The organism is Mycobacterium sp. E1747 (genome assembly GCF_001667775.1).
In the GTDB taxonomy this organism is placed as follows: domain Bacteria; phylum Actinomycetota; class Actinomycetes; order Mycobacteriales; family Mycobacteriaceae; genus Mycobacterium.
Genome location: NZ_LZJI01000041.1, coordinates 1 through 23,861, shown reverse-complemented (window position 1 = coordinate 23,861; position 23,861 = coordinate 1). Strand labels below are relative to the sequence as shown.

Below are 23,861 nucleotides of genomic sequence, written 5' to 3'. Positions count from 1 at the left end.
GATGGCCTCGAATTCTTCGAGGATCGAATAGTTGTGCCGCGCTTTGCGATTGGTGGCGATAATCTGTTTGCTGCCGCCGCCCTTCTGCCCGCCCCGCACGAGTACGCCCACATCGCCGCCCCAGCTACCGCAGCCGGGGCCAGGCCCGTCGCCCAGTTCGCCGCCGCCGGCCAGCTGACTTGGCTTGCCAGCGAAATTCACGGCTACACTGGCGTGCCGTGATGATCACCCTTGACCATGTCAGCAAGAAGTACAAAGCGTCGGCTCGGCCGGCGTTAGAGGACGTCAACGTCAAAATCGACAAGGGTGAGTTCGTCTTCCTGATCGGCCCCTCGGGTTCGGGTAAGTCGACGTTCATGCGGCTCCTGCTCGGCGAGGAGAACCCCACCACCGGCGACATCCGGGTGTCGAAGTTCCACGTCAACAAGCTGCGCGGTCGTCACATTCCGAAGCTGCGCCAGGTGATCGGGACCGTGTTCCAGGACTTCCGCCTGTTGCAGCAGAAGACCGTGTACGAGAACGTCGCCTTCGCGCTGGAAGTGATCGGCCGGCGGGCGGACGCGATCAACCGGGTGGTGCCCGAGGTGCTCGAAACGGTCGGCCTGTCGGGCAAAGCGAACCGGCTGCCCCATGAGTTGTCCGGGGGCGAGCAGCAACGGGTGGCCATCGCGCGCGCGTACGTCAACCGGCCCCTGGTTCTGCTGGCCGACGAGCCGACTGGCAATCTCGACCCAGATACCAGTAAGGACATCATGGATTTGTTGGAGCGGATCAACCGCACGGGGACGACGGTGCTGATGGCGACGCACGACCACCACATCGTCGACTCGATGCGTCAGCGCGTCGTGGAGTTGTCTCTGGGGCGGCTGGTTCGCGACGAGCAGCGCGGCATCTATGGGATGGACCGCTAAGTGCGCTTTGGCTTCCTGTTCAACGAGGTCCTGACCGGGCTCCGTCGCAACGTCACGATGACGGCGGCCATGATCCTCACCACGGCAATATCGATCGGCCTGTTCGGTGGCGGTCTGTTGGTGGTGCGGTTGGCCGACAACTCGCGCGAGATCTATCTCGACCGCGTGGAGACACAGGTGTTCCTCACCGACGACATCTCCGCCAACGACGCGACGTGCGGGTCCGGCCCGTGTAAAGCGCTGCGGAACAAGATCGATGCGCGCCAAGACGTCAAATCGGTGCGTTTCGTCAACCGGCAGGACGCCTACAACGACGCGATCAAGAAGTTCCCGGAGTTCAAGGACGTGGCCGGCAAGGAGTCGTTCCCCGCGTCGTTCATCGTCAAGCTGAACAATCCCGAGCAGCACGCGGAGTTCGACGCCGCGATGCAGGGCCAGCCCGGGGTGCGCAGCATCCTCAACGAAAAGGATTTGATAGACCGGCTATTCGCCGTTCTGGACGGTTTGCGCGACGCCGCGTTCGCCGTCGCCCTGGTGCAGGCCATCGGGGCGATCCTGCTGATTGCCAACATGGTCCAGGTCGCCGCTCACACTCGGCGCACGGAGATCCAGATCATGCGGTTGGTCGGCGCCAGCCGCTGGTACACCCAGCTGCCATTCCTGGTGGAGGCCATGCTGGCCGCGGCCATCGGTGTCGCCATCGCGATCGTCGGCTTGGTTCTGGTGCGGGCGTGGTTCCTGGACAACGCGCTGAGCCAGTTCTACCAAGCGCATTTGATCGCCAAGGTCGACTACGCGGACATTCTGTACATCTCGCCGTGGCTGTTCCTGCTCGGCGTGTCGATCGCCGGCCTGACTTCCTACGCCACGCTGCGCCTCTACATCAGGCGGTAGCTGTGGCGAAAGATCCCGGCCGGGCCAAGGGGGCGGGCGGCAAGCGCGGCAGCAAACAGATTATCGCCACCAATCGCAAAGCGCGGCACAACTATTCGATCCTCGAAGAATTCGAGGCCGGGGTAGCTTTACAGGGCACCGAGGTGAAGAGCCTGCGCGAAGGCCATGCGTCTTTGGCGGACGCGTTCGCAACTGTCGACGACGGCGAAGTGTGGTTGCGCAACTTGTACATACCCGAGTATCAGCACGGTAGCTGGACCAACCACGCGCCACGTCGCAACCGAAAGTTGTTGTTACATAGGCAACAAATCGACCGTCTGGTCGGAAAGATACGAGATGGTAACCTCGCCCTCGTGCCGATGTCTCTGTATTTTTCCGAAGGAAAGGTCAAGGTCGAGCTCGCGTTAGCGCGCGGCAAGCGAGCGCACGACAAACGTCAGGACATGGCCCGCCGCGATGCCCAGCGCGAAGTGGTCCGTGAATTGGGTCGCCGAGCCAAGGGCATGAACTGATCGGGGCCGCTTACGCCCAGCTGTCGGCCGTTACCTACGGCGTCAGCGATTTCGTGGGCGGTGTAGCCGCTCGACGGGTAGCCGCGCTGCGCGTGATGCTGGTGGTCTATCCGATCGAGACATTCTTGCTGGGCGGGTTGGCCCTCGCCGTGGGCGGCCCGATCTCGCGCGGGGCCGTCTTCTGGGGTTGCCTCTACGGCGTCGGAATGGCGGTCGGCATGTGGGCGTTCTTCGCCGCGCTGGGCGCAGGGCCGATCTCGGTCGTCTCACCGCTGGCGGCGGTGCTCAACGCGGCCGTGCCGGTCGCGGTCGGAGTGGCGCTGGGGGAGCGGCCGGGGCCGGGGGCTTCGGTGGGCGTCGTGCTGGCTCTGATCGCGGTCATGCTGGTGAGTCGGGAAGCCACCGCCGCACAGGGCGTCACGCCGTATCGATTCACCCCGAAGGTGGCGTGGCTCACGCTGCTGGCCGGCTCGGCGATGGGGCTGAACCTCGTGTTTCTGCACCAGGCGCCGCACGCGTGCAAACTGTGGCCGCTGGTGTTCGCCCGGCTGGCGGCGACCGTGGTGATCTTCGTGATGGCCGCGGCCAGCGACAACCTCCGGGTGCCGCGCGGCAAACCGCTGAAGCTGGCGTTGGCCGTCGCCGTGCTGGACATCTGCGCCAACGTGACCATGCTGCTGGCCCTGCACACCTGGTTGCTCTCACTGGCCAGCATCCTGATCTCGCTGTACCCGGCCGCCACGGTCGTGCTGGCGATGGTCGTGCTGCGCGAGCGGCTGACGCGCTGGCAGGGGTTCGGGATGGTGATGGCCATGGGATCAGTCGCCATGATCGCCGCCAGCTGACGGCGGGGCCCCCTTAGTATTGGGCTGCCAGCACGCACACGCGGGGAGATCAGGGTGGCGGCATCCGAGACCGAGGACCCGGTCATCCGGGAGTTGTTGGGGGCCGTGGAACGCAGCCCCGACGTGATCGAGTTGCGGCTGCATCTCGCCAGTCTGCTGGCGGACAGAGGGCGGTACGCCGAGGCGCTGACTCATTGCAGCACGGCCTTGACCCAGGATCCGGCCAACGCCCAGGCGCTGAGCCTGCTACAGCGGTGCAGCGCGGCGCTGGGCGCACCGCCGTCGGAAGGTTCGGCGCGGGCTGACGAGCGGTCTGCCGACAAAGAGGGGTTCGACTGGTCGAGCGCCGAGCGCGAAGTCGCCGGCATCATCGACCCCGCGTTTGTTGACCGGCCTCCTGACGCCGTCAACGAAGACGACTTCGACGTCGTGCAGCGCGTCCGCGTCGGACTGGATGATGTCGCGGGCATGGACGACGTCAAACGCCAGTTGGACCTTTCTCTGCTCGGCCCGATTCGAAACCCCGAGCTGATGAAGGCGTACAAGGTGACCGCGCGCGGCGGGCTGCTGCTCTACGGTCCGCCAGGCTGCGGCAAGACATTCATCGCCAAGGCGGTTTCGGGCGAACTCGGCGCGAACTTTTACCAAGTCGGAATCGCCGACGTTCTGCACCACTGGTTCGGCGACAGCGAACGCAGCATCCGCGCCGTCTTCGACACCGCCCGGCGCAACGCGCCCTGCGTGCTGTTCTTCGACGAAGTCGACGCGCTGGGACACCGGCGTTCCGCCTTGAGCGGTAGCTCGGGGATGCGCCCGGTGGTGAACACGCTGTTGGAAGAGATGGATTCGGCGGGGTCGGCCAACGACGGGGTGTACGTCCTGGGTGCCACCAACGCGCCCTGGGATGTCGACCCGGCGCTGAGGCGGCCGGGCCGATTCGACCGGATGATTTTCGTCGGCCTGCCCGACGTCGGAGCCCGAGCGGGCATCGTGCGATCGCACCTGCAGGATCGGCCCGTTTCCGGTATCGACCTCAAGACGATCGCCAGCCGCACCGAAAGCTTCTCCGGTGCCGACCTGGCCTACGTATGCGAGATCGCGACGCAGCTAGCGATGGCGGATTCGATGCGCAGCGGCCAGGTGCGGCCGGTGCTGATGGCCGACATCGACAACGCCCTCGCCCAGATTCGCCCCAGCACCGGGCCCTGGTTCGACACGGCGCGCAATGTCGTCGAATTCGCCAACGGTGACGGCACCTACGACGAGTTGGCGAAGTACCTGCGCCGCAGGAAGTTTCGGTAGCTGCCAGTGACTTCGGAGGCCGGCGTCAATCGAGCCGACGGTGCCCTGCGACTAGCCCACGCGTACTACGAAACCAAGAATTACGAGCGGGCGCGAGACGTCACGCGGACCGCGTTGTCACAAAATCCCAATGACCCTGACCTGCTGGCCCTGCACGCCGCAACCGAACATGCACTCCAAAACTATTGGCATGCAGCCCACAGCGCGTATGGAGCGTTGTCGGCCGCACCGCAACACGAATTTGCCATGCGGGTCTACGCGCTTGCGCTCGAGGGCTTGGGGCGCAATTACGACGCGATGTGGATGGCGTGGCGAGGAGTCGTCGCCCATCCGAACCAGGCAGCCCAATACCGCCTTTATGCTGGCCTGTTGCTGCGTTCGCGACAACTGTCCACGGCGCTATACGTGATTGACAGAGCGCTGCAGCTCGAACCCAATAACGTCGACGCTTTGATACTGCGGGGCGCGATCCTGCACCGGCTGGGCCGGCTGGCCGACTCCGATGCGTCCTATCGGCAGGCGTTGCAGTTGGATCCGGGAAACGCCGAGGCGCTCAACGATCTGGCCGTCCACCGATTGGACCGCAACAAGTTTGGTCGCGCCCTGCGCGGATTTCTCGGTGCTGGAAGCGACCCGGAGCTGGCGGATCTGGCCCGCCGGAACATCGGGGTGGTGCTGCGAAAGGTGCTCACCGGTGTGACGATCGGTGCCGGTCTGTTGAGTGTGTTGCTCGCGATCACCGCCGGGGCTTACAACGACGGGCGTCCGACCGCCCTGGCGCGAGTGGTCGTGGGGCTGCTCACCGCGGCCTTGATCGCCGTGCTGTGGTGGTTGCTACGCGCGATTCCACGCGGCGTGCTGTTGTCGGTACTACGCAAGCAGCATTTCTCCGCGGCCCGCGCCGTCCACGCGCTCTTGGCCATCGGGGCGGGCGCGTGGGTCACCGTCTATCCCGGGCCCCAGGTCATGATCGTCGTGGGTGGACTGCTGGCCGTCAGCGCCCTGATCATTATTCGAATCGGACTCTTCATCGGGAAATGATCGGCCTACTATCCGACCATGGCTGATCGCCCCGTCACCAAGCTCGACAAGTCCGAAGTGCTCGCCGGTCTGTTCACGGTGTGGGACGACATCACCGCGCTGCTGGACGGGTTGCCGGAAGCGGAGTGGGGGGCGGCCAGCCCGCTGCCCGGCTGGGACGTCAGGGCCTTGGTCGCGCACATGATCGGTACCGAGTCGTTCCTCGCCGGCGTCCCGGCGCCGCAGCCCGACATCGACGTCTCGACGCTCGGGCATGTCCGCAACGACATCGGCGCGATGAACGAGTGCTGGGTGCGTTACCTGAGCGCGGAAGCGGGCGGGGACGTGCTCAAGCGGTTCAAGGACATCACCGACGACCGGCGGACGGCGCTGACGGGCATGTCCGCCGAGGACTGGGACGCCGTGACGGTGACGCCGGTGGGCCCGGAGAGCTACGGGCGGTTCATGCGCGTTCGGGTGTTCGACTGCTGGATGCACGAGCAGGACATCCGCGAGGCGCTGCGGTGGCCGTCGTCCGCTGATCAGCTCGCCGGACCCGCGTCGGAACTGTCCCTCGACGAGATCGCCGCCACGATGGGCTACGTGGTGGGCAAGCGGGCCAAGGCGCCCGAGGGCTCGCGGGTGCTGTTCGAGCTGACCGGGCCGCTGTCCCGCGAGATCCGCGTCAGCGTGGACGGCCGGGCCCAGTTGGTCGACGACTTCGGCGGCCAGGAGCCGACCGTGACGATCCGCCTGGACGGCCTGCAGTTCACCCGGCTGGCCGGCGGGCGGCCCATGTGCGCCGCGCGGTCGCGGTCCGTCGACCTCGGCGGGGACAAGGACATTGCCGCCCAGGTCGTCGAGCACCTGAACTTCGTGATCTGATCGCAGCGCGGGCCGGGAAGACAAGTTCGTTGCCGCGCGTTGGTAACGGCGTACCATTGACTGTCCTGCCGAAAATCGGCGGGGATGCGAGGGGCTGAACGGTTTCGACTTCGCGCATCGAATCAAGGGAAGCGTGCCGGTGCAGGCAAGAGACCACCGTAAGCGTCGTTGCAACCAATTAAGCGCCGATTCACATCAGCGCGACTACGCTCTCGCTGCCTAAGCGACAGCTAGTCCGTCAGACCGGGAAAGCCCTCGACCCGGAGCCTGGCGTCAGCTAGAGGGATCCACCGATGAGTTCGGTCGCGGGACTCATCGGGACACCAACAGCGACTGGGATCGTCATCCTGGCTGGTTCGCGTGACCAGGAGATCCGAGTAGAGGCATAGCGGACTGCGCACGGAGAAGTCTTGAGGGAATGCCGTAGGACCCGGGTTCGATTCCCGGCAGCTCCACTGGGAACTGGCTGGTCAGAGCCGACAAGGGTCTGGCCAGTCTTCTTTTTATCAAGATCGATCGCCTGAGCTCACCCTGGGGCGCCATTCGGCGCGGCAACACGCGGGGGTGGAGCACCTACGTGCACGACACTGACGCCGGCTGCGGAAAAAGTGTCCCCCCGGGACCCGCCCCGTTGCTCCCAACTGTGAGAGCTGCCGACCGGGCGGCGACCACACCAAGGGCAACCACCATGAGCTTTCATCGTCGGACCGGCGCGCGGGCCATTAAGGCGGCCCAAAGGGTCGTTCCCAAACCCCTTTCGAAGCGACAACATGCTAAGCGACAACATGCTACGCACGCCGTGACCGCACATCCGATTTCTGGTCTGCTCGGTGCGGCTTTCGTTGCATCTTGGGCGCTGCTGACCGCTGCCTCGTCCCTGCCATCCGCTACCGCGGCTCCCTGCTCCGACGTCGACGTGGTGTTCGCCCGGGGCACATCCGAGCCTCCTGGCGTTGGGGGGGTCGGACAGTCTTTTGTTGATTCCCTGCGTTCGCAGGTAGGACGGAGGACTGTCAGCGTATATCCGGTCAACTACCCTGCCACCAACAATTTCCGTAGTTCCATCGCTGCCGGTGTCAACGACGCGAGCGCTCATGCCGAGTCCATGGCGGCAAGCTGTCCCAACACCAGGATGGTCCTCGGTGGGTACTCCCAGGGTGCGGCCGTGGTCGACGTAATCACCACGCAGATGCCACCCGGGGTCGCCGATCATGTCGCCGCCGTCGCTGTCTTCGGAAATCCGTCGGCATCGGGCACATTCGCGCGGGCAATGGCAGCCGGCGCGCTTCCCACCATTGGCCCGCTTTACGTCGCGAAAACAATCGACATGTGTATGGCTGGGGATCCGATTTGCACGCGCGGTGTGAGTATGGCGCCACATGGTCAGTACGTTCAGTCGGGAATGACAAATCAGGCAGCGACATTCGCCGCGGGCCGCTTGTAGAGCCGAAGCGGTCGTCTCCGCCGATGCGCTCGGGTGACCCATCGGCACGTCGCCCAACTAGCGGTCAGGAGGGTGCACAAGGGCGATCCCCCGCCTCAACGTGAGGACTCTTGCTTTGATGAATTCGAGCCGGGGACAATGCCCCCTTCGAGCTCAGGTCGTCTCGGCGCGTCTAACGCGGGCGTTCTGCAAGTGGTCAGGTTGGGCCGCCCAACCGATAGGCGGATCGACGGCCAGCGCCAACTGCACAAAACGGGGCACAGCCTCGGTCGAGGCGCGGTCGGGATTCCATTGCAGCATATAGGGAATGAATTGGGTGGGCGCTACGGGCCGCGTCGGACTGGTCATCTCTGTCCCTGCGACCGATGCGGTCGTGAGGATCCAGTCAACTTCAGCCTGCGCCGTCCAATAACATGCGGATAAATTGGAGTCTGCGAGCTCGACCGTGCACGGCGACACCCCGGCGGCGTCAAGGGCCTGCCGTTCGGCTAGCGCCCATGCCGGAAACAGCTCATCGCTGTGAATGCCGAGGGATTCACCCGCCAAGTCCTCCAAAGCGATCGTGTCGCGGTTGATGAGACGATGATTGGGCCTCAAAGCGACCAGCAAACGCTCGCCGCAGAACACCTTTCCGACGGTTCCGGGTGGGTCAGATATTCGACCGCAGGTGATGGCGACGTCGACTGCGCCCTCGGCGACGGCACGCTTAAGGTCGGTCAACCACATTCGTCGGACAACTAGGTGTAGCTCGGGCGCCTCGACATGCAGGGCTGCGGCAAGGTGAGGTGCGAGAACCCGCCCGACCGGCGGCGTGATCCCGAGGTGCACGGTGCCGGCCTCGCCCTGGACGGTTCGATGCACGGCGGCCGTCGCCGACGCAACCTCGTCGAGAATGAGTCTGGCGCGGTCGCGCAACTCCAGTCCGGCCGGGGTTAAGGCGACTCGACGGGTGCTGCGCGTCAACAGCTGCGCACCCAACTCGCTCTCTAAACGCCGTATCAGTTCGCTCACCGTTGACTGCCCTATATACAGCTTTTGAGCTGCACGACCGAAGTGCAGCTCAGTGGCCACCGCAACGAAGGCCTCAAGCTGACGCAGCTCCACCAGCAAATACTAACCGCGCGGCAACTGGACGGCCTCGATTAATCGGTCTCGGCGATCACAGCGATCCGACATTGGCTCTTTACCCGGTGGGTGCGACGTTGGAGTCTGTATTCACTCGTTGACGTGGGAAGCAAGCTGCATAACCACCGGCTTGGTTCGTTCGTAACCGACAGCTTATTCACCCGGGGAGCCATAGCGTGAAATACGATCCTGCTGACACTGCGCTCGTCGTCATCGACCCGCAGAATGATGTCCTGTCACCTTCAGGCAGGAACTGGGACATGTTGGGCGCCAGTGTGACTGAGAACAGAACAGTCGAAAACCTCATCGAACTCTGCAAAGCCGCCGCGGCAGGCGGCTATCGCACGTTCATCTCCCCGCACTACTTCTACCCAACCGACCACCAATGGTTTTTCAATGGGCCGCTGGAGGAAGATGAACTGCGCACCAACACGTTTGCACGGGTTGGCCCGCTCAGGCTTGACGGCTTCACCGGTTCTGGTGCTGATTGGCTCGACCAATTGAGGCCGTTCATCGAGGACCCGGCGACCGTCGTTGCCAGCCCTCACAAAGTATGGGGACCGCAGACCAACGACCTGGTGCTGCAACTCCGCAAGCGGCACATCACTAAGGTCCTTCTGTGCGGCATGCTCGCCAACATCTGTGTCGAGTCGCACCTGCGGGATTTGCTTGAACAGGGATTCGAAGTGGCCGCCGTCCGCGATGCCACCGCGGGCCCCCGGAACCCGACTCGCGGAGACGGCTACCTCGCCGCCTTGGTCAACTACGCATTCCTCGCGCATGCCGTTCCATCTACGGCCGAGGCGGTCGCTGCCATGACGAGTGAGAGTCGCCTGCCGTAGCGCCGACGCGGTCATGTTCGCCGGCCGCTGGGAGCGGGCAAGTGACTGCGCGGGCTTGGTATGGGGCTGGGCGCGGACCACATAAACGCTGACAACCAAAGCCAGGGGTGCGCCACAGCCAGGAAGACCACGCCCTGGAAACCGCGTATTCGCTAACACAAAATCAGAGGGATGACACAGCCAAACGGTGACTACCTGTTCCGGGCGAATATGTTCGGTGGCGACGCAGAACGGGAGCGCGCTCGCCTCAGGGGCAACGAAGCCCTATGGGATTCCGGTAGTCAGTCCCTCTTTACCGAACTCGGACTGGGCGCTGGTTGGCGCTGCCTGGAAATCGGCGCCGGCGGTGGTTCATTGGTCAAGTGGATGGCCGACCAAGGAGCTGCTGTGACAGCCGTCGACATCGACACTCGGTTCATCGAAGGTCTGGGATCAGGCACCGTCGACGTTCGTTGCCTCGACATCCGCACCGACGATATTCCCCCCGGCAAGTACGACCTCGTCCACGAACGTCTCGTCCTTCAGCACCTCAGCGATCGCGAGCAAATCCTGAACCGGTTGACGGCTACGCTAAGTCCCGGCGGTTGGATCGTCCTCGAGGAATTCGATTGGAACTACTTCGCCTGGGAGACAACCCATCCCGCGCTAAACGCAACCACCACGGCAATCCTCAATTATATGGAGGAGGCCGGCGTCGCTATCAATTATGGGCGTCGCGTCCTGCCTGCGCTCCACCAAGTGGGTTTGGCGGTAGTCGGAGGCAGGGGCAGCGTCCAGGTAATTGACGGCACTTGCCTGGGATTCGACTTTTTCGAGCTCACGATCAGGAGCATGCTGCAACCAGCCATCGACATCGGCGCGGTACACGAGGACGACGCGAATGCCGCTATTGCGCGCCTCGACGACAAGGATCTACGCCTATACACACCGATGATGGTGGCCGGGATTGGGCGTCAGGGCATGACTGGCTGGCTAAACGTTTCTGAGACCGATGATGGCGCACATCCAGCGCTGGAAACCTGATACGGGGCCTGCGGATGACGGTTTCGCCGGCCAACAGCACCGTAAACCTGCGCGTGGCGATCTGGTTGGGCCGCTGGCACATCGAGATCTATGAGGATTCCATCGACAGCTTGATCGCGTCGACGCGGGATTGTGTGCGACCGCGGGGGCAATCCGGTCGAGGGGGATCCGTGCCCACGGGCGGGCGCATGTGGATCCGCATACGCCGCAATAGGCGCGCGCTCTCGAAAGACCTCAAGCTACGCGCCTGGGCCAGCGAATACGGACCGCGCAGGAAGTGACGGCCCCGATTAATCGGCGTCGGCGATCACAGCGATCCGACATTGGCGCTTTATCCGATCGACGCGACGTTGCAGTCTGTATTCCATATCGAAGTGACGAATCACGCTGTATAGCGGCCCGCTCGGTCCGTTCTTGCCCGAAAGCCCATCCACCCAAGGAGCACTCGACAACACTGTCAGATCCCTCGACCGCAGACCTACTCCACACCGTCATCGACGAGCAGGAGAAAGATCCCGGACTGCGTGTCGGAAAGCGGCACAGCCCAAGCGAGCTCACGGTCGTCCAGCATGCTCCTGCAGGCCCGGCCGCGCCCGCTACCAATAGCTGCGTCGAGGACGAGCGCATCCGCCGCGCTCGTTAGCGAGCCTAATCGATACGGCGCTGATCGCTATTGCCATAACCGCGACCACGCGAGTATCAATCAGAACGGACCCCGACACCATGCGCGATGGGCACACGGATCATGCGCATCCGCTCGGCGAGATCACTCTGGCGCAGTTTTTGCGAGCTCGTCGAAGCCTGGTTCAACCTACTGATGTCGGACTGCCAGCAGGGGGGCGCCGCAGGGTGGCTGGGCTGCGAAGGGAGGAAGTGGCGGTGCTAGCTGGTATCAGCACCGATTACTACCGACGGCTGGAGCAAGGCCAAGAAGACAACCCGTCGAATCAAGTGCTTGATGCCCTCGGTAAAGCTTTGCAACTCGATGACGACGCCGTGGCATATATGCGAAACCTCGTTCATCACAGCCTCGTTGGAAGGCGGATGGACCTGTTGCAGAGGCCTCATTCCAAGATTGGGGTCCTGCTTGACAGTTGGCCCTTGACGGGCGCACTCGTGGCTGACCCCGGGATGACGATAGTTAGCGCGAACAAGCTTGCCGAGGCACTGAGCCCTCATTATGGAGTCGGGGCGAACACCGTGCGGGCCATCTTTCTCGATCCGCAGATGCGGTACTTCTACCGCAACTGGGAACGGCTGTCGGCGTGGTCTGTCTCCTTCATACGCGCCGTACTGGGCCAACGTCCGGATCCAGCTCTGATCGGATTAGTCGATGAACTGGCAGAGCGAAGCGTGTGGTTTCAACAACTTTGGGCCCGACATGACGTCACCCAACAGCCTGACCCGCTGATGCTCATCAACCATCCGCAGGTAGGTCCTCTGGATCTAAACTATCAACAGATGCTGCTACCGGGAACCGGCCATTGGCTTTTCGTTTTCTGGGCCGAGCCGGGATCCGCATCCGATGCCGGCCTCCGGAATCTCGCTAGCGGATAACCCGGGCCGCCGCACAGCCAGGAATTACGCGTCCTGGATAACTCCGTTAAGCCGCTCCACTATTGGGCTATGCCCCTCAACGATCGTGCGAGACATCTTGACGCACCCGCGTCAGATGAGAACTCGCCGATGCTCGATCCATCGTTCCTCGGGCATCCACGCGGAGACGAGATCCCTCCTGGCCAACTCGTCTCCGTGAGCCTGCACTGCAGTACCGATGACGCCCGCCGGTGTGAATTCGCAGTTGGGGCTGGGCCGAAGCGGTCCTGGTTACCCGCTGGGCCCGACGTTCATCACTGCGTCGGACTACGGGTCGTCCGTTGAGGGCGAGTTTGCTATCGGCCGCTTACTTGAGCGATTTGAAACGAACCACGCTAGCCGACGGATCCTTTGCTCGGTCCGCCAACGTGACGGATACCTTGACTGACCACCCCCCGTTCGCGTCCACACCCAGTTGAAAGGAGCTTTATGACGTGAGGCGTAAGACAATCCAGCCAAGATCTCTCCCAAACCGGCCGATGCGCGACGTTGTAGCTTGCATGATTTCGCCCGTCGCGACAGCGGTCTTCATCCTAGGAGCCTTCGACACGTCTCCTCTCTTACGTTTCGAGGGGCTTGTGTTTACGTTGAGCATGTTTGCGCCAATATGGTTGTCGCGCACCATTATTAGAGTTATCCGACGAAATAACAACCGCAGTATTCGAGACCGTAGCGGGCAGTAGTGCGCCACAACTGCGACGCGCGACAACGCAATTAACCGATGTAAAGGATCCCAAAATGGGGCTGCTTGAGAACAAGGTGGCGTTTGTCACTGGGGCCGCGCGAGGACAGGGGCGTAGTCACGCTATTCGGCTGGCGGAAGAGGGCGCGGATATCGTCGCTATCGATGTGTGCGAGCAAATCGACTGCGTCCCCTACCAGTTGGGCACCCTCGATGACTTGGAGCGCACAACCAAAATGGTCGAATGGTTCGGGCGAAAGGTCTTCGCGAGAGCGGTCGATGTCCGCGATTTATCAGGATTGCAGCGCGTAGTGTCCGAAGCCACCGATGACCTCGGCCCGATTAGCATTGTCGTAGCCAATGCGGGGATAGCGGCTGTGGGTACCAAAGAGCCTGATCTCGATAAGGTGTTCCGGACTGTCATCGATGTCAACCTAGTTGGCGTGTGGAATACGGTTATCGCTGCCGTGCCGAGTATGCGTGCAGCGGGAAATGGCGGAGCAGTCGTGCTCGTCAGTTCCACGCAGGGGCTAAAGGGCGCGGGTGGCGATGGCACCGCTGCGATCAGCGGCTACGCCGCGGCCAAACATGGTGTTGTTGGCCTGATGCGATCGTTCGCGCACTGGCTGGCCAAGGACAACATTCGTGTCAATGCAGTGCATCCGACGGGCGTTGAAACGCCGATGATCATGAATCAGGCCGTTCTCACATACTTAGCCGAGAACCCGGAAGTAGAACAAGCGACGGTGAATCTTCTGGACGTGCCGTTAGTTCAGCCGGCAGACGTCAGCGACGCGGTCGTGTGGCTTGTCAGTGACCACGCGAAATATGTGACCGGAGTGACACTTCCGGTGGATGCCGGGTTCTGCGTTCGATAGGGCTGCTGGCTGTCCAGGCGTGCGACAGGTACAACCGCGAGCGAGCCTCCCGGCAATCGGGGGCCGGAGAAACACGGTGGCGTGTGTTACTGGTCCTGCGCGACGACAGGGGCGTAGTCGCATACGTCGCAACGGATTACCAAGCGCCCGGCGCGCGGGCCGCGGTTTTGCGCCAGCAGTTTGTTCAACCGTTGCGCTCGGGCCGCGCTACCGTCGCCCCGACACGCGAAACGTCATACCCGCGTGGCCCTTCCGGTGACGCAGGTTCGTGCGCTCGATAGATGCTGCGGCAGTGCTTTAGCGCGAAAGCCGACTGCGAGAGGCGGGATCGCGAATTGTCCTCCAGTGAGAGGATCTGCGGCTCGAGGGACCACGTTCCGACTAACCAGCGACGAGCAAGTGGAGGAACCGGCATGAGAAATCCAGAGTCCATCTTCGCCCAAATCGACAGGAGGGACGCTGATGCGTTCGCGGCGCTTTTCGCGCGGGACGCCACCATGACGTTCGGAAATGGCGAACCTATGAAAGGCCGCAACGCCATCGCGAACGGCAGCAGCGCGTTCTTCAGCAGCATCGCCGGGCTACGCCACCGTATCGTCAACAAGTGGGTCGCCGGTGAGGACACCATTGCTGAGGCGAGGGTGACCTATACGCGTCACGATGGCATGGAGGTGACGGTCCCTACAGTGTCGATTTGGCGGTCCGCGGCGGACGGCTCGATTACGAATTACCGCGTGTTTCTCGATCTGACTCCGGTATTCGCGTCGTAACTATCGAGGCCGGGGTTCGCCGATTGGCTGACCATTTGCTGGGCCGGGCATGGATCCGCATCGGAAGCCGGCCTTCGACGTCTGGTCAGTAGGTAATCCTGGCTGCCGCGCAGCCAGGAGTTACGCGTCCTGGATAAAGCCGATCGGCGGCCGCACTATCGGAGTATGAGTCACCATGGTTTCTCGCGCGACGTTGAAACGACTGCACCAGTGCAGGATTCGCCGATACTCGGCCGGCCGTTCGCTCGACACCTGCACGATCTGTGCCCCCCTCTCCGCACGCAATCGCCAACTCAAAACTTTCTGAACGATGACGACGCGCTCAACCGGTCCAGCAAGACCCAACTGTGGGCCGAAGCCCCCGTCGGGCACATCGACGGAGAAACGGTAACCACCGCCAGGACTCGCCAAACACCCTGTCTCGAAACGCAATCGATATGAAACGCTTTTTTCGCCAACCGAAGCCGAACGTCGATCTGATCGACGGCACGTTTTACGCCGACGGATCGGCACGCGAGGCGTATCGGTGGATGCGCGCCAATCAACCGGTTTTCCGCGACCGCAACGGGCTAGCGGCGGCGACTACACATCGGACGATTACGGACGCCGAACGAAATCCAGCGGTATTTTCGAGCGCGGGAGGGAGCCGACCGGAGTATCCGGGAATGTTTTACATGCTCGATCTGGATGATCCCGCGCACTTATTACGCCGCAGACTGGTCAGCACCGGCTTTTCCCGCAGGGGTGTGCTCAGAAAGGAGGCTTCGATCACCCGACTCTGCGACAACCTGATCAACACAATTTGCGAACGCGGGGCGTGCGATTTCGTCCGCGATATCGCCGCACCGTTACCGATGGCGGTGATCGGTGAAATGCTCGGGGTGCTGCCTGAGGACCAATGCATGTTGTTGCGATGGTCCGAGGATCTGATGACGGGGCTGAGCTCAGCTGCAGACGACCAGAGAATGCGGGCGATGATGGGAGCGTTCGGCGCGTACACGTCCTACACCATGGGTATCATCGCCAAACGTCGTGACGACCCGACCGATGACCTGTTTAGTGTTCTCGCTAATGCCGAAGTCAACGGGCATCGATTGACCGATGACCAAATCGTGTACGAGACACTATTGATCCTCATCGCCGGGGATGAGACAACTCGACATACATTGTCGGGCGGCTTTGAACAACTTCTCCAGCATCGTGACCAATGGGTCCGACTGACATCCGATCCGGACCTGCTTCCCGGCGCGATCGAGGAAATGCTGCGCTGGACTTCACCGGTCAAGAACATGTGCCGCACCGTGACAGCCGACATCGACTTTCACGGTGTACGTCTGTGGAAGGGAGAGAAAATCATGTTGATGTTCGAGTCGGCCAACTTCGACGAAACTGTATTCGGCGACCCGGACAACTTCCGCATCGAACGAACACCTAACAACCACTTGGCATTTGGTTCTGGAACTCACTTTTGCCTTGGCGCCCAGCTCGCGCGACTGGAGCTGTCGATCATGACCAAACGCCTCCTGCAGCGACTGCCCGACCTCCATTTGGCTTACAGCCCTGAAGCACCTTTGCGTGCTGCCAACTTCGTCACCGGTCCGCAATCGATGCCGGTGGTTTTCACGCCAACGCCTGTTGTCGCGACAGCGAAAAACTATGTACACGAGGGGATTTGATGAGCACTGGCCCAGCCGTTCGACAGCAAGAAGATCAGCCATCGCGTCGTGAGCTTGTCGCCCGAGCCCATGCCTTGCAGCCGCTGTTGGATGCGCATGTCGCCGATGGCGAGGTGTTGCGCCGGCTGCCGGATCCCGTGAGCGATGCGCTGACCGAGGCGGGCATGTTTCGGCTCCTCACGCCGAGGCACTTCGGTGGCTACGCCGTCGACCTGCGCACGGTGATCGAAGTGACGGAAGCGATAGGCATGGCGGACGGGTCAGCGTCATGGCTGGTGTCGGTTGATGCGGCCGCGGCCTGGGTGATGGCGCAGCTGTGCTCGCCGCAAGTTCAGCAGGAGATTTTCGGTGGCTGCCCGGACATTCGGTTGGCTGGGGTGAACACTCCTGGGTCGGCGCGGCGCGTAGAGGGCGGACTATGCATCAGCGGACGGTGGCCGTATGCGTCGGGTGCCTACCACGCCGACTGGGCGGTGTTGGCAGTCGTCGTCGCCGACGGATCGGACGAGCCGATAGATGCGATGTTGTGCGTCGTCCCAGCCGAACAGCTGGACCTGGAGAAGAGCTGGAACACAGTGGGAATGCGTGGAACGGGCAGCGATACCTGGATTGCCCAGGAGGTGTTCGTTCCGGGCTACCGAACGATTCCGATGAGCGCGGTAGCCGATGAGACACCGCGGGTGGCCGGCAACCGATCGATGTTCCGGCTGCCGTTCGCACCGGTCGCGACACTGTTAGTGGTTGGACCGTTGCTTGGGCTGGGGAAGGCCGCCCTGGAACTCGTTATCGGTAAGGCGCCGGCCAAGGCAATGCATCACACGTATTTTTCGCGACAAAGCGAGTCGGCTGGGGTACAGATCCAGATCGCTGAAGCGGCTTTGAGATTGCAGACTGCGCAGCTGCACGCCTACGACATCGCCGCCACCATGGATGCCGCCGCCGCGGCAGGGGAACTCGTGACATACGTTGTGCGTGCGGAGGTACGGGCGCGGGCCGGATACCTGGCCCAGCAGGTTCTTGATGCCATATCGATATTGGTAAACGTGCACGGTGCGGGAAGCTTCGCGGAATCAAACCGCATGCAACAGTATTGGCGTGATGCGAACACTGCGGCTCGGCATGCCGGTCTGCAGCCCATTGTTGGCTACGAAGTCTATGGCAAGGCGTTACTGGGCATCGAGGATCGGATCAGCCCCTTTGTCTGACACCAAGGGAAGGTGCTGTGATTCAGCAGTACGGCGCAGCCTCCGTCGCGTGAAGTTGCATGCTGCTCCGGAGATCTCGCGGGCTAGGCTGTTCGCCGTGAAGGCAATGGCCAATGCGATCCCCGGCTTGACTACGCGGGAAGTCACTAGCGATGCATGACCGGGGAGTGGTGATTATTGGTGCCGGCCCGGGCCGGACAAGTCTGCCGCGCTGAGCCTGAAGGACAAGGGGATTCGGCCAGTGCTCGTCGATCGAGCTGATGCGGTGGCTGCGTCGAGAGGCGCCCGGCCTTTCCGACCCGTGGTCGAACACATTGACCCGCACGCGCGCGAGGACGGCGTCGATCTACGGCTCAACACCACGGTTGAGCGGATCGACCGCGGTTCGGCGGGATGACGATCAGGACAGGCGTTGAACGTGAGCGCACGGTGAGCAGATCCAAGTCGCAGCAACCCAATGTGATGGCACGGTCACGCGGTCAGATCCACCCGCAGCGCCAGGTGCTCATTGAGTATTCGGCGCAGGGCGGCGTCCATCGGATGTGCGGACGCGAGGTCGCGGCCCAATCGGCTGTCCACCGCGGCTACCGAGCCCTCATGCAGTTCGGCGGTGTTGACCTGATCGACGAACGGATCGAACAATGCGGGCGGGGTAGCCAGGTAATACAGCGCCCGGCGCGACTGGCTCAACCCCGCGGCATACATTAGCCCGTGTTGGGTGATCACGAAGAGTTCCGAGGTGATCGTGGCGTTCGTGGTTTCGGCTTCGGCCCATGCCGTTGCGGCGCACCGGGTCTGTGCCAATTTGTCGGGAACGTCGTCAGACAGAGTGAACAACCTTTCGACGAGCGCTCCACCCGTTCGCGGATATGCATCGATAGCGAGTCTGAAGAACCGCTGGAAGATCTCGCCGAAGAAGTCGTGCCGTTGCTCGGTCATCGCAGCTCCCAGGTTTTGGACCGACTCCTCAATTGTGCGCCCATACTCTGAGGTGAGCACCGTGAAATTTGTGGCCGCAGCATGTCTAGCTCCTCACCCGTCCCGCATACCGGGCGTACGGGCCACCTTGCCCGACAGAACCGGCGCGAACCTCCGCACCGTAGAACGAAGTTGTGGCGTTCGAATCGACCTCGGCGCACCAACGTCACCCGGCCGCCCGGCACTCCAGCTGAGCGAGTCGCCCGCTCCGGGCGTCGAACGTTGCAGAGACGGGGCCCTTTCTCTGGTGCAAAGGTGGGTTAGGTACGAGTGCGAGGAGGCCCGTGGAGGGCAAACGATTGCTTTTGCTTATCGTCGTAGCCGGCGTCGCGGGCTTGGCGGCATGTGGCAACACGACCACCGCACCCGCGGAGCCGCCCTCGATCGCCAGCGAGCCGTTCGGTGAGGTGGATGGGACCCCGGTGATGCGCTACACGCTCACCAACGGGTACGGCATGCGCGTGCGAATCCTGACCTACGGCGGCATCATTCAGTCGATCGAGGTCCCCGACCGCGCCGGACACGTCGGGAATGTGGTGCTGGGCTTCCCGACCCTGGACGGCTACCTGAACAACACGGGATCCGCCAAGACCTACTTCGGCGCGATCATCGGCCGCTATGGCAACCGGATCGCCAAGGGGGCATTTTCGTTGAACGGCAACGAGTATCACCTGCCGACTAACAATAACGGCAACAGCCTGCATGGCGGCACCGCGGGCTTTGACACCAAGGTATGGCAGGCCGGCCAGCAGCACGATGGCGACAGCGTGGGCCTCAAGCTCCAATATGTAAGTCCCGCAGGCGAAATGGGCTACCTCGGCACGCTGACGACAACCGTCGCCTACACCCTGAACCGGAAAAACGAACTGCGCATCGACTACCACGCAACCACCGATGCGCCGACCGTGATCAACCTGACCAATCACAGCTACTTCAACCTGGCGGGTGAGGACGCGCTCGATATCTACGACCACAAGGTCACCATCGATGCCGACAACTACACGCCAACCGACCCCACCCAGATCCCGACCGGCCAGATCGTCCCGGTGCGGGGCACACCGTTCGATTTCACAGCACCGACGGCGATCGGCGCGCGTATCACCGCCAACGACCCGCAGCTGTTGCTGGCCAACGGTTACGACCACAACTGGGTGATCAACCGCGGCGACAACACCGGGCTGGTGCAAGCGGCCAGGGCCGAGGACCCGAAGTCTGGGCGCACGCTGACGGTCTCCACCACCGAGCCCGGTGTGCAGTTCTACACGGCCAACTTCATCGAGGGGGCGTTCACGGGCACCAGCGGGCACGCCTACCGGCAGGGCGCGGGATTCACGATGGAGACCCAGCACTACCCGGACTCGCCGAACCACCCGAACTTCCCGACGACCACGCTCAACCCGGGCCAGACCTACGATTCGACGACGGTTTTCGCCTTCGGCACGCAATGAGAGGCGGTGCCGGCGCCCTCGGTCGGAGAATGTCCCGGTCACAGCGGTAATTTGCGTTGCGCCGGGGGTGGGCGGCTTTAATCGTGATGAACTCTCGCAGCAACTACGAGGAGCTTTTGATGACCTATCGCCGCCTGGCTTTGCCGCTCGGCGCGGTGGTGGCGGCGGCGGCAGCCGTCATTCCCGTCGCGGCCCATGGCGAGCCGCCGACGAAGTGCCTGACCAACACCCAGACGGGCAAGCAGGTCTACGTGCCCTGCGACCTGCTCAACGCCGGCGCCAATTTCCCGCCGGGGCAGCGTTGCCCACCACCGCTCGAGCAGTACCCGAAGGACGTGGCGGACTGGTGTGGCGAAGGGCCGGGCCTGGCGAGTACCACGCCCACGACTCCGACCAGCCCGACGACCCCCACGAGCCCGACGACTCCCACGAGCCCGACGAGCACGACGAAGCCGACGAGCACGACAAGCCCCACGAGCCCCGCGACCCCGACGACGACCCCAACGGCCCCCACCACCGCGCCGGGCGCCCTGAAAACGGCGGGCCCGGGCGATACACAGTGACGAATCCCTAACCCGGCGGCGCGGTCACGACGATCGATTCCTGCCCGATCTTCCAGGCGGTCATGAACGTATCGACGCTGACCTCCGTGTTGGCGTGATCGGCGTAGGGGTCGTTCAGGTGAACGACATCCTTGTTGGTGTCGATCCCGGTGACCACCAGCAGATGATCGGCCGACGTGCGCTGGTCGTTGGAGCTCAGGATCGTTCCGGAGTTGACCCAGGCGATGACCTTCCGGTTCGCACCCAGGTACTGCTCGAGCGACGACATCCCCACCTCTTCGGGGTGCTTGTCGTAGGTCATGCGCGATTTGATGCCGTAGTGGTCGAGCAGCACCACCGTGTCGGCCATTTCGATGCCGCCGTTCGGGCCATCGTGGGCGGGGTCGCCGGTGGGGGCGTAGATCGGGCCGTCGCGGATCGACGAGGGCGTGTGCTGTGCCAGCTTGATGATCTGCTGCTCGGTCGGGGAGTGGCCGGTGACCTCCCCGACCACGTCGGCCACGGACGCCAGCCCGCAGTTGTCCTCGTACGACTGCTGCTGCCAGAACTCGGCGGCGCCGCCGGGGTCGCCGTACACACCGCTGGCAACCGCCGTGGCCCTCGGCGAGCCGGCATCAGTCCGGCCAGTTCCAGCGGTAGCTGACGTCGCCGCCGCGCGCATCGACGACGACGGGGCACTGCACGAAGACAACGTCGATAAGCTCGCGATACCGATGCAGACGGCCGCCAGGGCGCCGGGTAGCGCAGTCGCGGACCGAGAACCCAACACGTTGCCTCGCAAAGATCGGCCGAACTACCGATTGGTCAGCAACGTAGCACCGTCAGCAAACCCGCGCAGCGCAATCAGACGCGCCGGCGAACCTCAGTTCCCGGCCTCGATCGCCGCGACTCTTGCCGCCGCGTCGGGTCCGCAGAACCGCTGCAGGTCCACCCCGCCCGCGGCCAGCAGATCGTCGATGCGGCGTTTGAGGTCGCCCGACGACAGGTGCGCATACAGGTTGGCGCCCGGACAAGAGGTCGACGCGAGGTCCCGATGGCCCGCCAACGTGGTGGTTGCGACGCGAAAAGTCTGGGCGGCCCATGCGAACGCGCGCGCCGCTCCGACGAGCTGCGCCTCGGGTACAACCTCTTGATCGAAGTCGCCCTCGCAGAGGACCAGGAAATGGCCCGTCGTGTCGTAGTCCGTCGCCGTGTCGCCGGCAAGCTCGGTGCTCCGCAATTCGTAGATGTTGCCGTTGCGGTCGACCCCGACGTGGTACGCGATGTCGATCCATCCGTGTTGATCCTGGTGGTAGCGCTGGTCCGCGCGGAGGTGGCCCGGGGCGTTGCGGTTGTCGCCGAGGACGACCGCCTCGTGGTGCAGAGTCATCCGGGTGATGGTGTGCGGCCTGCCCCCGGCGCGGGCCGGCCGGGCGCCCCACGCCTCCCGGCACAGCAACAGGGCCGAACTCGCAGCGGCCAGGCGGGCATCCGCCGTCGACCCCACGTCCGTCGGTGTGGTCTTCGCGCGCGTGCCGACCACGGCCGCCGCGCCGACGCTGCCGGCCAGCCCCAGCATCCGGCGGCGGCTGACGACGACCGGCCGGCTCGACGCGGGCTCACACACGCCTCACCACGATACGGGGATCGCGGCTGCGCAACGTGGCGATCGCGGCGACCACCCATGGTCACGAGACGGTAACGCTTGCATGCCGCAGCCCGAAAGACACGGTGTGGCAAGAGGCAACATGACGAGGCAAGTCAAGGTTGTCGCAGTGGTCTCGCTCGGCGCCTTGTTCGCAACGACTCCCGGAACGGTTGGCGTCGCCGCCCGCGCGGACGGATCGGGGTGGGCACTGTACAGCGGCGTGAACCGGCTTCGTCAGGACTGCGGGCCGATCGCCCAGGACCCGCGTCTGACCGATGCGGCGCAGCGGCACGCCGACGACATGCTCAGAAACGGGGTGAACGGCCACATGGGTTCGGACGGCTCTTCACCGCAGACGCGCATCACGGACGCGGGCTACCGCACCCCCTACAGCGGTGAGGTCGTCTTCTGGGGTACCGGGTCCGCCGCGAACCCCAACCAAGCGCTCGACTTGTGGATGCAAAGCCCGCCACACCGGGGAATCATTCTGAACTGCGCTTACACCGCGGCCGGCTTCGCCACCGCCTCGGACGGCAACAAGATGACAGTGGTCGGCGACTTCGCCGCCTGAAACGGTTCGCATGGCCGCGAGGCCCATGAGAGTTGTTGACTAGCAGGTGTATTCGTGGGGCCGATTGCGTTGGAACCGTCCGCGCAAACTTGGATGGCTCGCCGAGAACCGCACTACGCTTTGCCGGTAGGAGAACAAGTCGGGAGGCGTGGCGATGGGACCGGCCGGCAGGGTTGGCGACAGCTCGCTTGACGGCTTGCCCTTCGGTCGGCGGAAGGTCGTCGCCGTTGGAGCCGTCGTGCTCGCGCTCGTGGCGGGGTGCGGGCGTGGGCAGGCGTCGCACCCGGTGGCCACCGACACCCGGCAGCTCGCGCAGGTGCCGGCCACAAAGCCGCCCGGTTCCCCGGCCGCTAAGCCGCCCGGACCCGAGTTCGCGCCTGTCGTCAAGCTGATCGACGACGCTATCGAGGCCAACAGGCTGCCCGGCGCGGTGGTCCAGATCGGCCACGGCGGCACCGTCGTCTTCGATCAGGCTTTCGGCTCGCGCAAGCTCCCGGGCGAACCGGGGTTGGACGGATTACCCGCGCCGGCCGAGCCGATGACCGAGGACACCATCTTCGACCTGGCGTCGTTGACCAAAAGCCTCGCGACGGCGACCGCCGTCATGCAGCTCTACGAGCAGGGCAAGGTTCAGTTCGACGATCCCGTGCAGCGGTATCTGCCGGAGTTCAACCCGGCCAACGATCCCCGGCGCGCCAACGTGACGGTTCGAACCTTGTTGACGCACACCTCGGGCGAGACGGGCGACGTCGAACTCAAGGATCCGTGGGGACTGGACACACCCGACAAGGGCGAGGGCGTTCATCGTGCGCTCACGACTCCGCTGGAGTCGAGTCCCGGCGCATCTTTCCGCTACTCGGATATCAACTTCATCCTGCTCGGCGCGCTCGTCGAGAAGGTCACCGGCGAGGCGGAAGACGTCTACGTCGGCGAACACGTATTCGCGCCGCTGGGCCTGCGGGACACTCGTTATCTGCCGCTGGCCAAGGCATGTGGTCCGCATGCGGTCAGGGGGGCCGCGGTGGGGCCGGTACCCCAGAAGACGACCTCACCGCTGTAGGGGG

22 protein-coding genes, 1 other RNA gene and 2 pseudogenes are annotated in these 23,861 nt (G+C 63.6%); 20 read left to right on the top strand and 5 right to left on the bottom strand.

Features of this window, described 5'->3' with window-relative positions:
- Positions 1-201: pseudogene (locus A5695_RS28905) on the bottom strand (hypothetical protein); the annotation flags it as partial.
- 20 nt (positions 202-221) lie between these two features.
- Here A5695_RS28905 and ftsE point away from each other — a divergent pair.
- From ftsE to A5695_RS03500, 9 genes are all read left to right on the top strand, one after another.
- Positions 222-911 carry a cell division ATP-binding protein FtsE gene (gene ftsE, locus A5695_RS03540; RefSeq protein WP_067271337.1) on the top strand — a complete coding sequence of 230 codons (690 nt, stop codon included), beginning with the start codon at positions 222-224 and terminating at the stop codon, positions 909-911.
- Positions 912-1,805 (top strand): permease-like cell division protein FtsX, encoded by an 894-nt coding sequence (ftsX, locus tag A5695_RS03535; protein WP_068078236.1) that lies wholly within the window; start codon positions 912-914, stop codon positions 1,803-1,805.
- A 2-nt stretch (positions 1,806-1,807) separates the two neighbouring features.
- Positions 1,808-2,317 carry an SsrA-binding protein SmpB gene (gene smpB, locus A5695_RS03530; protein WP_068078233.1) on the top strand — a complete coding sequence of 170 codons (510 nt, stop codon included), beginning with the start codon at positions 1,808-1,810 and terminating at the stop codon, positions 2,315-2,317.
- Positions 2,314-3,162 carry an EamA family transporter gene (locus tag A5695_RS03525; RefSeq protein WP_369830154.1) on the top strand — a complete coding sequence of 283 codons (849 nt, stop codon included), beginning with the start codon at positions 2,314-2,316 and terminating at the stop codon, positions 3,160-3,162. Before smpB ends, A5695_RS03525 begins: the two co-directional genes overlap by 4 nt.
- A 54-nt stretch (positions 3,163-3,216) precedes the next feature.
- A complete protein-coding gene (locus A5695_RS03520) occupies positions 3,217-4,464 on the top strand; it encodes an AAA family ATPase (RefSeq protein WP_369830153.1) in 1,248 nt (415 codons plus the stop codon).
- 6 nt (positions 4,465-4,470) lie between these two features.
- Positions 4,471-5,505: a tetratricopeptide repeat protein gene (locus tag A5695_RS03515; protein WP_068078229.1), complete on the top strand. Its 1,035-nt coding sequence runs from the start codon at positions 4,471-4,473 to the stop codon at positions 5,503-5,505.
- Between the two features lie 18 nt (positions 5,506-5,523).
- Positions 5,524-6,369: a maleylpyruvate isomerase family mycothiol-dependent enzyme gene (locus A5695_RS03510; protein ID WP_068078226.1), complete on the top strand. Its 846-nt coding sequence runs from the start codon at positions 5,524-5,526 to the stop codon at positions 6,367-6,369.
- A 90-nt stretch (positions 6,370-6,459) separates the two neighbouring features.
- Positions 6,460-6,827: a transfer-messenger RNA gene (ssrA, locus tag A5695_RS03505) on the top strand.
- Between the two features lie 341 nt (positions 6,828-7,168).
- Positions 7,169-7,813: a cutinase family protein gene (locus A5695_RS03500; protein ID WP_231974704.1), complete on the top strand. Its 645-nt coding sequence runs from the start codon at positions 7,169-7,171 to the stop codon at positions 7,811-7,813.
- A gap of 153 nt (positions 7,814-7,966) precedes the next feature.
- Here A5695_RS03500 and A5695_RS03495 read toward each other — a convergent pair whose 3' ends face one another.
- Positions 7,967-8,917 (bottom strand): LysR family transcriptional regulator, encoded by a 951-nt coding sequence (locus tag A5695_RS03495; protein WP_068078223.1) that lies wholly within the window; start codon positions 8,915-8,917, stop codon positions 7,967-7,969.
- A gap of 197 nt (positions 8,918-9,114) precedes the next feature.
- On the opposite strand from A5695_RS03495, the gene A5695_RS03490 reads away from it, so the two are divergent.
- The 7 genes from A5695_RS03490 to A5695_RS03450 all read left to right on the top strand — a co-directional run bounded on the left by A5695_RS03490 (position 9,115) and on the right by A5695_RS03450 (position 17,610).
- Complete coding sequence (locus tag A5695_RS03490; RefSeq protein WP_068078219.1) at positions 9,115-9,780, top strand: cysteine hydrolase; 666 nt, start codon at positions 9,115-9,117, stop codon at positions 9,778-9,780.
- 171 nt (positions 9,781-9,951) lie between these two features.
- Positions 9,952-10,803 (top strand): bifunctional 2-polyprenyl-6-hydroxyphenol methylase/3-demethylubiquinol 3-O-methyltransferase UbiG, encoded by an 852-nt coding sequence (locus A5695_RS03485; protein WP_068078214.1) that lies wholly within the window; start codon positions 9,952-9,954, stop codon positions 10,801-10,803.
- A gap of 723 nt (positions 10,804-11,526) precedes the next feature.
- Positions 11,527-12,360: a helix-turn-helix transcriptional regulator gene (locus A5695_RS03475; RefSeq protein WP_068078208.1), complete on the top strand. Its 834-nt coding sequence runs from the start codon at positions 11,527-11,529 to the stop codon at positions 12,358-12,360.
- 777 nt (positions 12,361-13,137) lie between these two features.
- Complete coding sequence (locus A5695_RS03470) at positions 13,138-13,959, top strand: mycofactocin-coupled SDR family oxidoreductase (protein ID WP_068078203.1); 822 nt, start codon at positions 13,138-13,140, stop codon at positions 13,957-13,959.
- Between the two features lie 281 nt (positions 13,960-14,240).
- Entirely contained in the window at positions 14,241-14,729 is a 489-nt protein-coding gene (locus tag A5695_RS03465) for a nuclear transport factor 2 family protein (protein WP_082945830.1), read from the top strand.
- A gap of 437 nt (positions 14,730-15,166) precedes the next feature.
- Positions 15,167-16,405, top strand: a complete 1,239-nt coding sequence (locus A5695_RS03455; protein ID WP_068078193.1) for a cytochrome P450 — start codon at positions 15,167-15,169, stop codon at positions 16,403-16,405.
- Positions 16,405-17,610, top strand: a complete 1,206-nt coding sequence (locus tag A5695_RS03450) for an acyl-CoA dehydrogenase family protein (protein WP_068078190.1) — start codon at positions 16,405-16,407, stop codon at positions 17,608-17,610. The genes A5695_RS03455 and A5695_RS03450 overlap by 1 nt, the downstream gene beginning before the upstream one ends.
- Before the next feature lie 471 nt (positions 17,611-18,081).
- Here A5695_RS03450 and A5695_RS03445 read toward each other — a convergent pair whose 3' ends face one another.
- On the bottom strand, positions 18,082-18,549 hold the full coding sequence (locus A5695_RS03445; RefSeq protein WP_068078187.1) for a glucose-6-phosphate dehydrogenase: 468 nt from the start codon (positions 18,547-18,549) through the stop codon (positions 18,082-18,084).
- A 344-nt stretch (positions 18,550-18,893) separates the two neighbouring features.
- Here A5695_RS03445 and A5695_RS03440 point away from each other — a divergent pair, with 344 nt between their 5' ends.
- Complete coding sequence (locus tag A5695_RS03440) at positions 18,894-20,036, top strand: aldose epimerase family protein (protein WP_231974703.1); 1,143 nt, start codon at positions 18,894-18,896, stop codon at positions 20,034-20,036.
- Between the two features lie 86 nt (positions 20,037-20,122).
- The gene (locus A5695_RS27170; RefSeq protein ID WP_082945829.1) at positions 20,123-20,599 is read left to right on the top strand and encodes a hypothetical protein; all 477 of its coding nucleotides are present in this window, start codon (positions 20,123-20,125) and stop codon (positions 20,597-20,599) included.
- A 7-nt stretch (positions 20,600-20,606) separates the two neighbouring features.
- Here the strand turns inward: A5695_RS27170 and A5695_RS03430 are convergent, their stop codons facing one another.
- Both A5695_RS03430 and A5695_RS03425 read right to left on the bottom strand, forming a co-directional pair.
- Positions 20,607-21,290, bottom strand: coding sequence for a C39 family peptidase (locus A5695_RS03430; protein ID WP_231974702.1), 684 nt, complete (start codon positions 21,288-21,290; stop codon positions 20,607-20,609).
- A 171-nt stretch (positions 21,291-21,461) separates the two neighbouring features.
- A complete protein-coding gene (locus A5695_RS03425) occupies positions 21,462-22,205 on the bottom strand; it encodes an N-acetylmuramoyl-L-alanine amidase (protein ID WP_231974701.1) in 744 nt (247 codons plus the stop codon).
- Positions 22,206-22,326: 121 nt separating this feature from the next.
- Between A5695_RS03425 and A5695_RS03420 the strand changes: the two genes are divergently transcribed.
- The gene (locus A5695_RS03420; protein WP_197515348.1) at positions 22,327-22,797 is read left to right on the top strand and encodes a CAP domain-containing protein; all 471 of its coding nucleotides are present in this window, start codon (positions 22,327-22,329) and stop codon (positions 22,795-22,797) included.
- A 154-nt stretch (positions 22,798-22,951) separates the two neighbouring features.
- Positions 22,952-23,833: pseudogene (locus tag A5695_RS03415) on the top strand (serine hydrolase domain-containing protein); the annotation flags it as partial.
- Between the last annotated feature and the right edge of the window lie 28 nt (positions 23,834-23,861).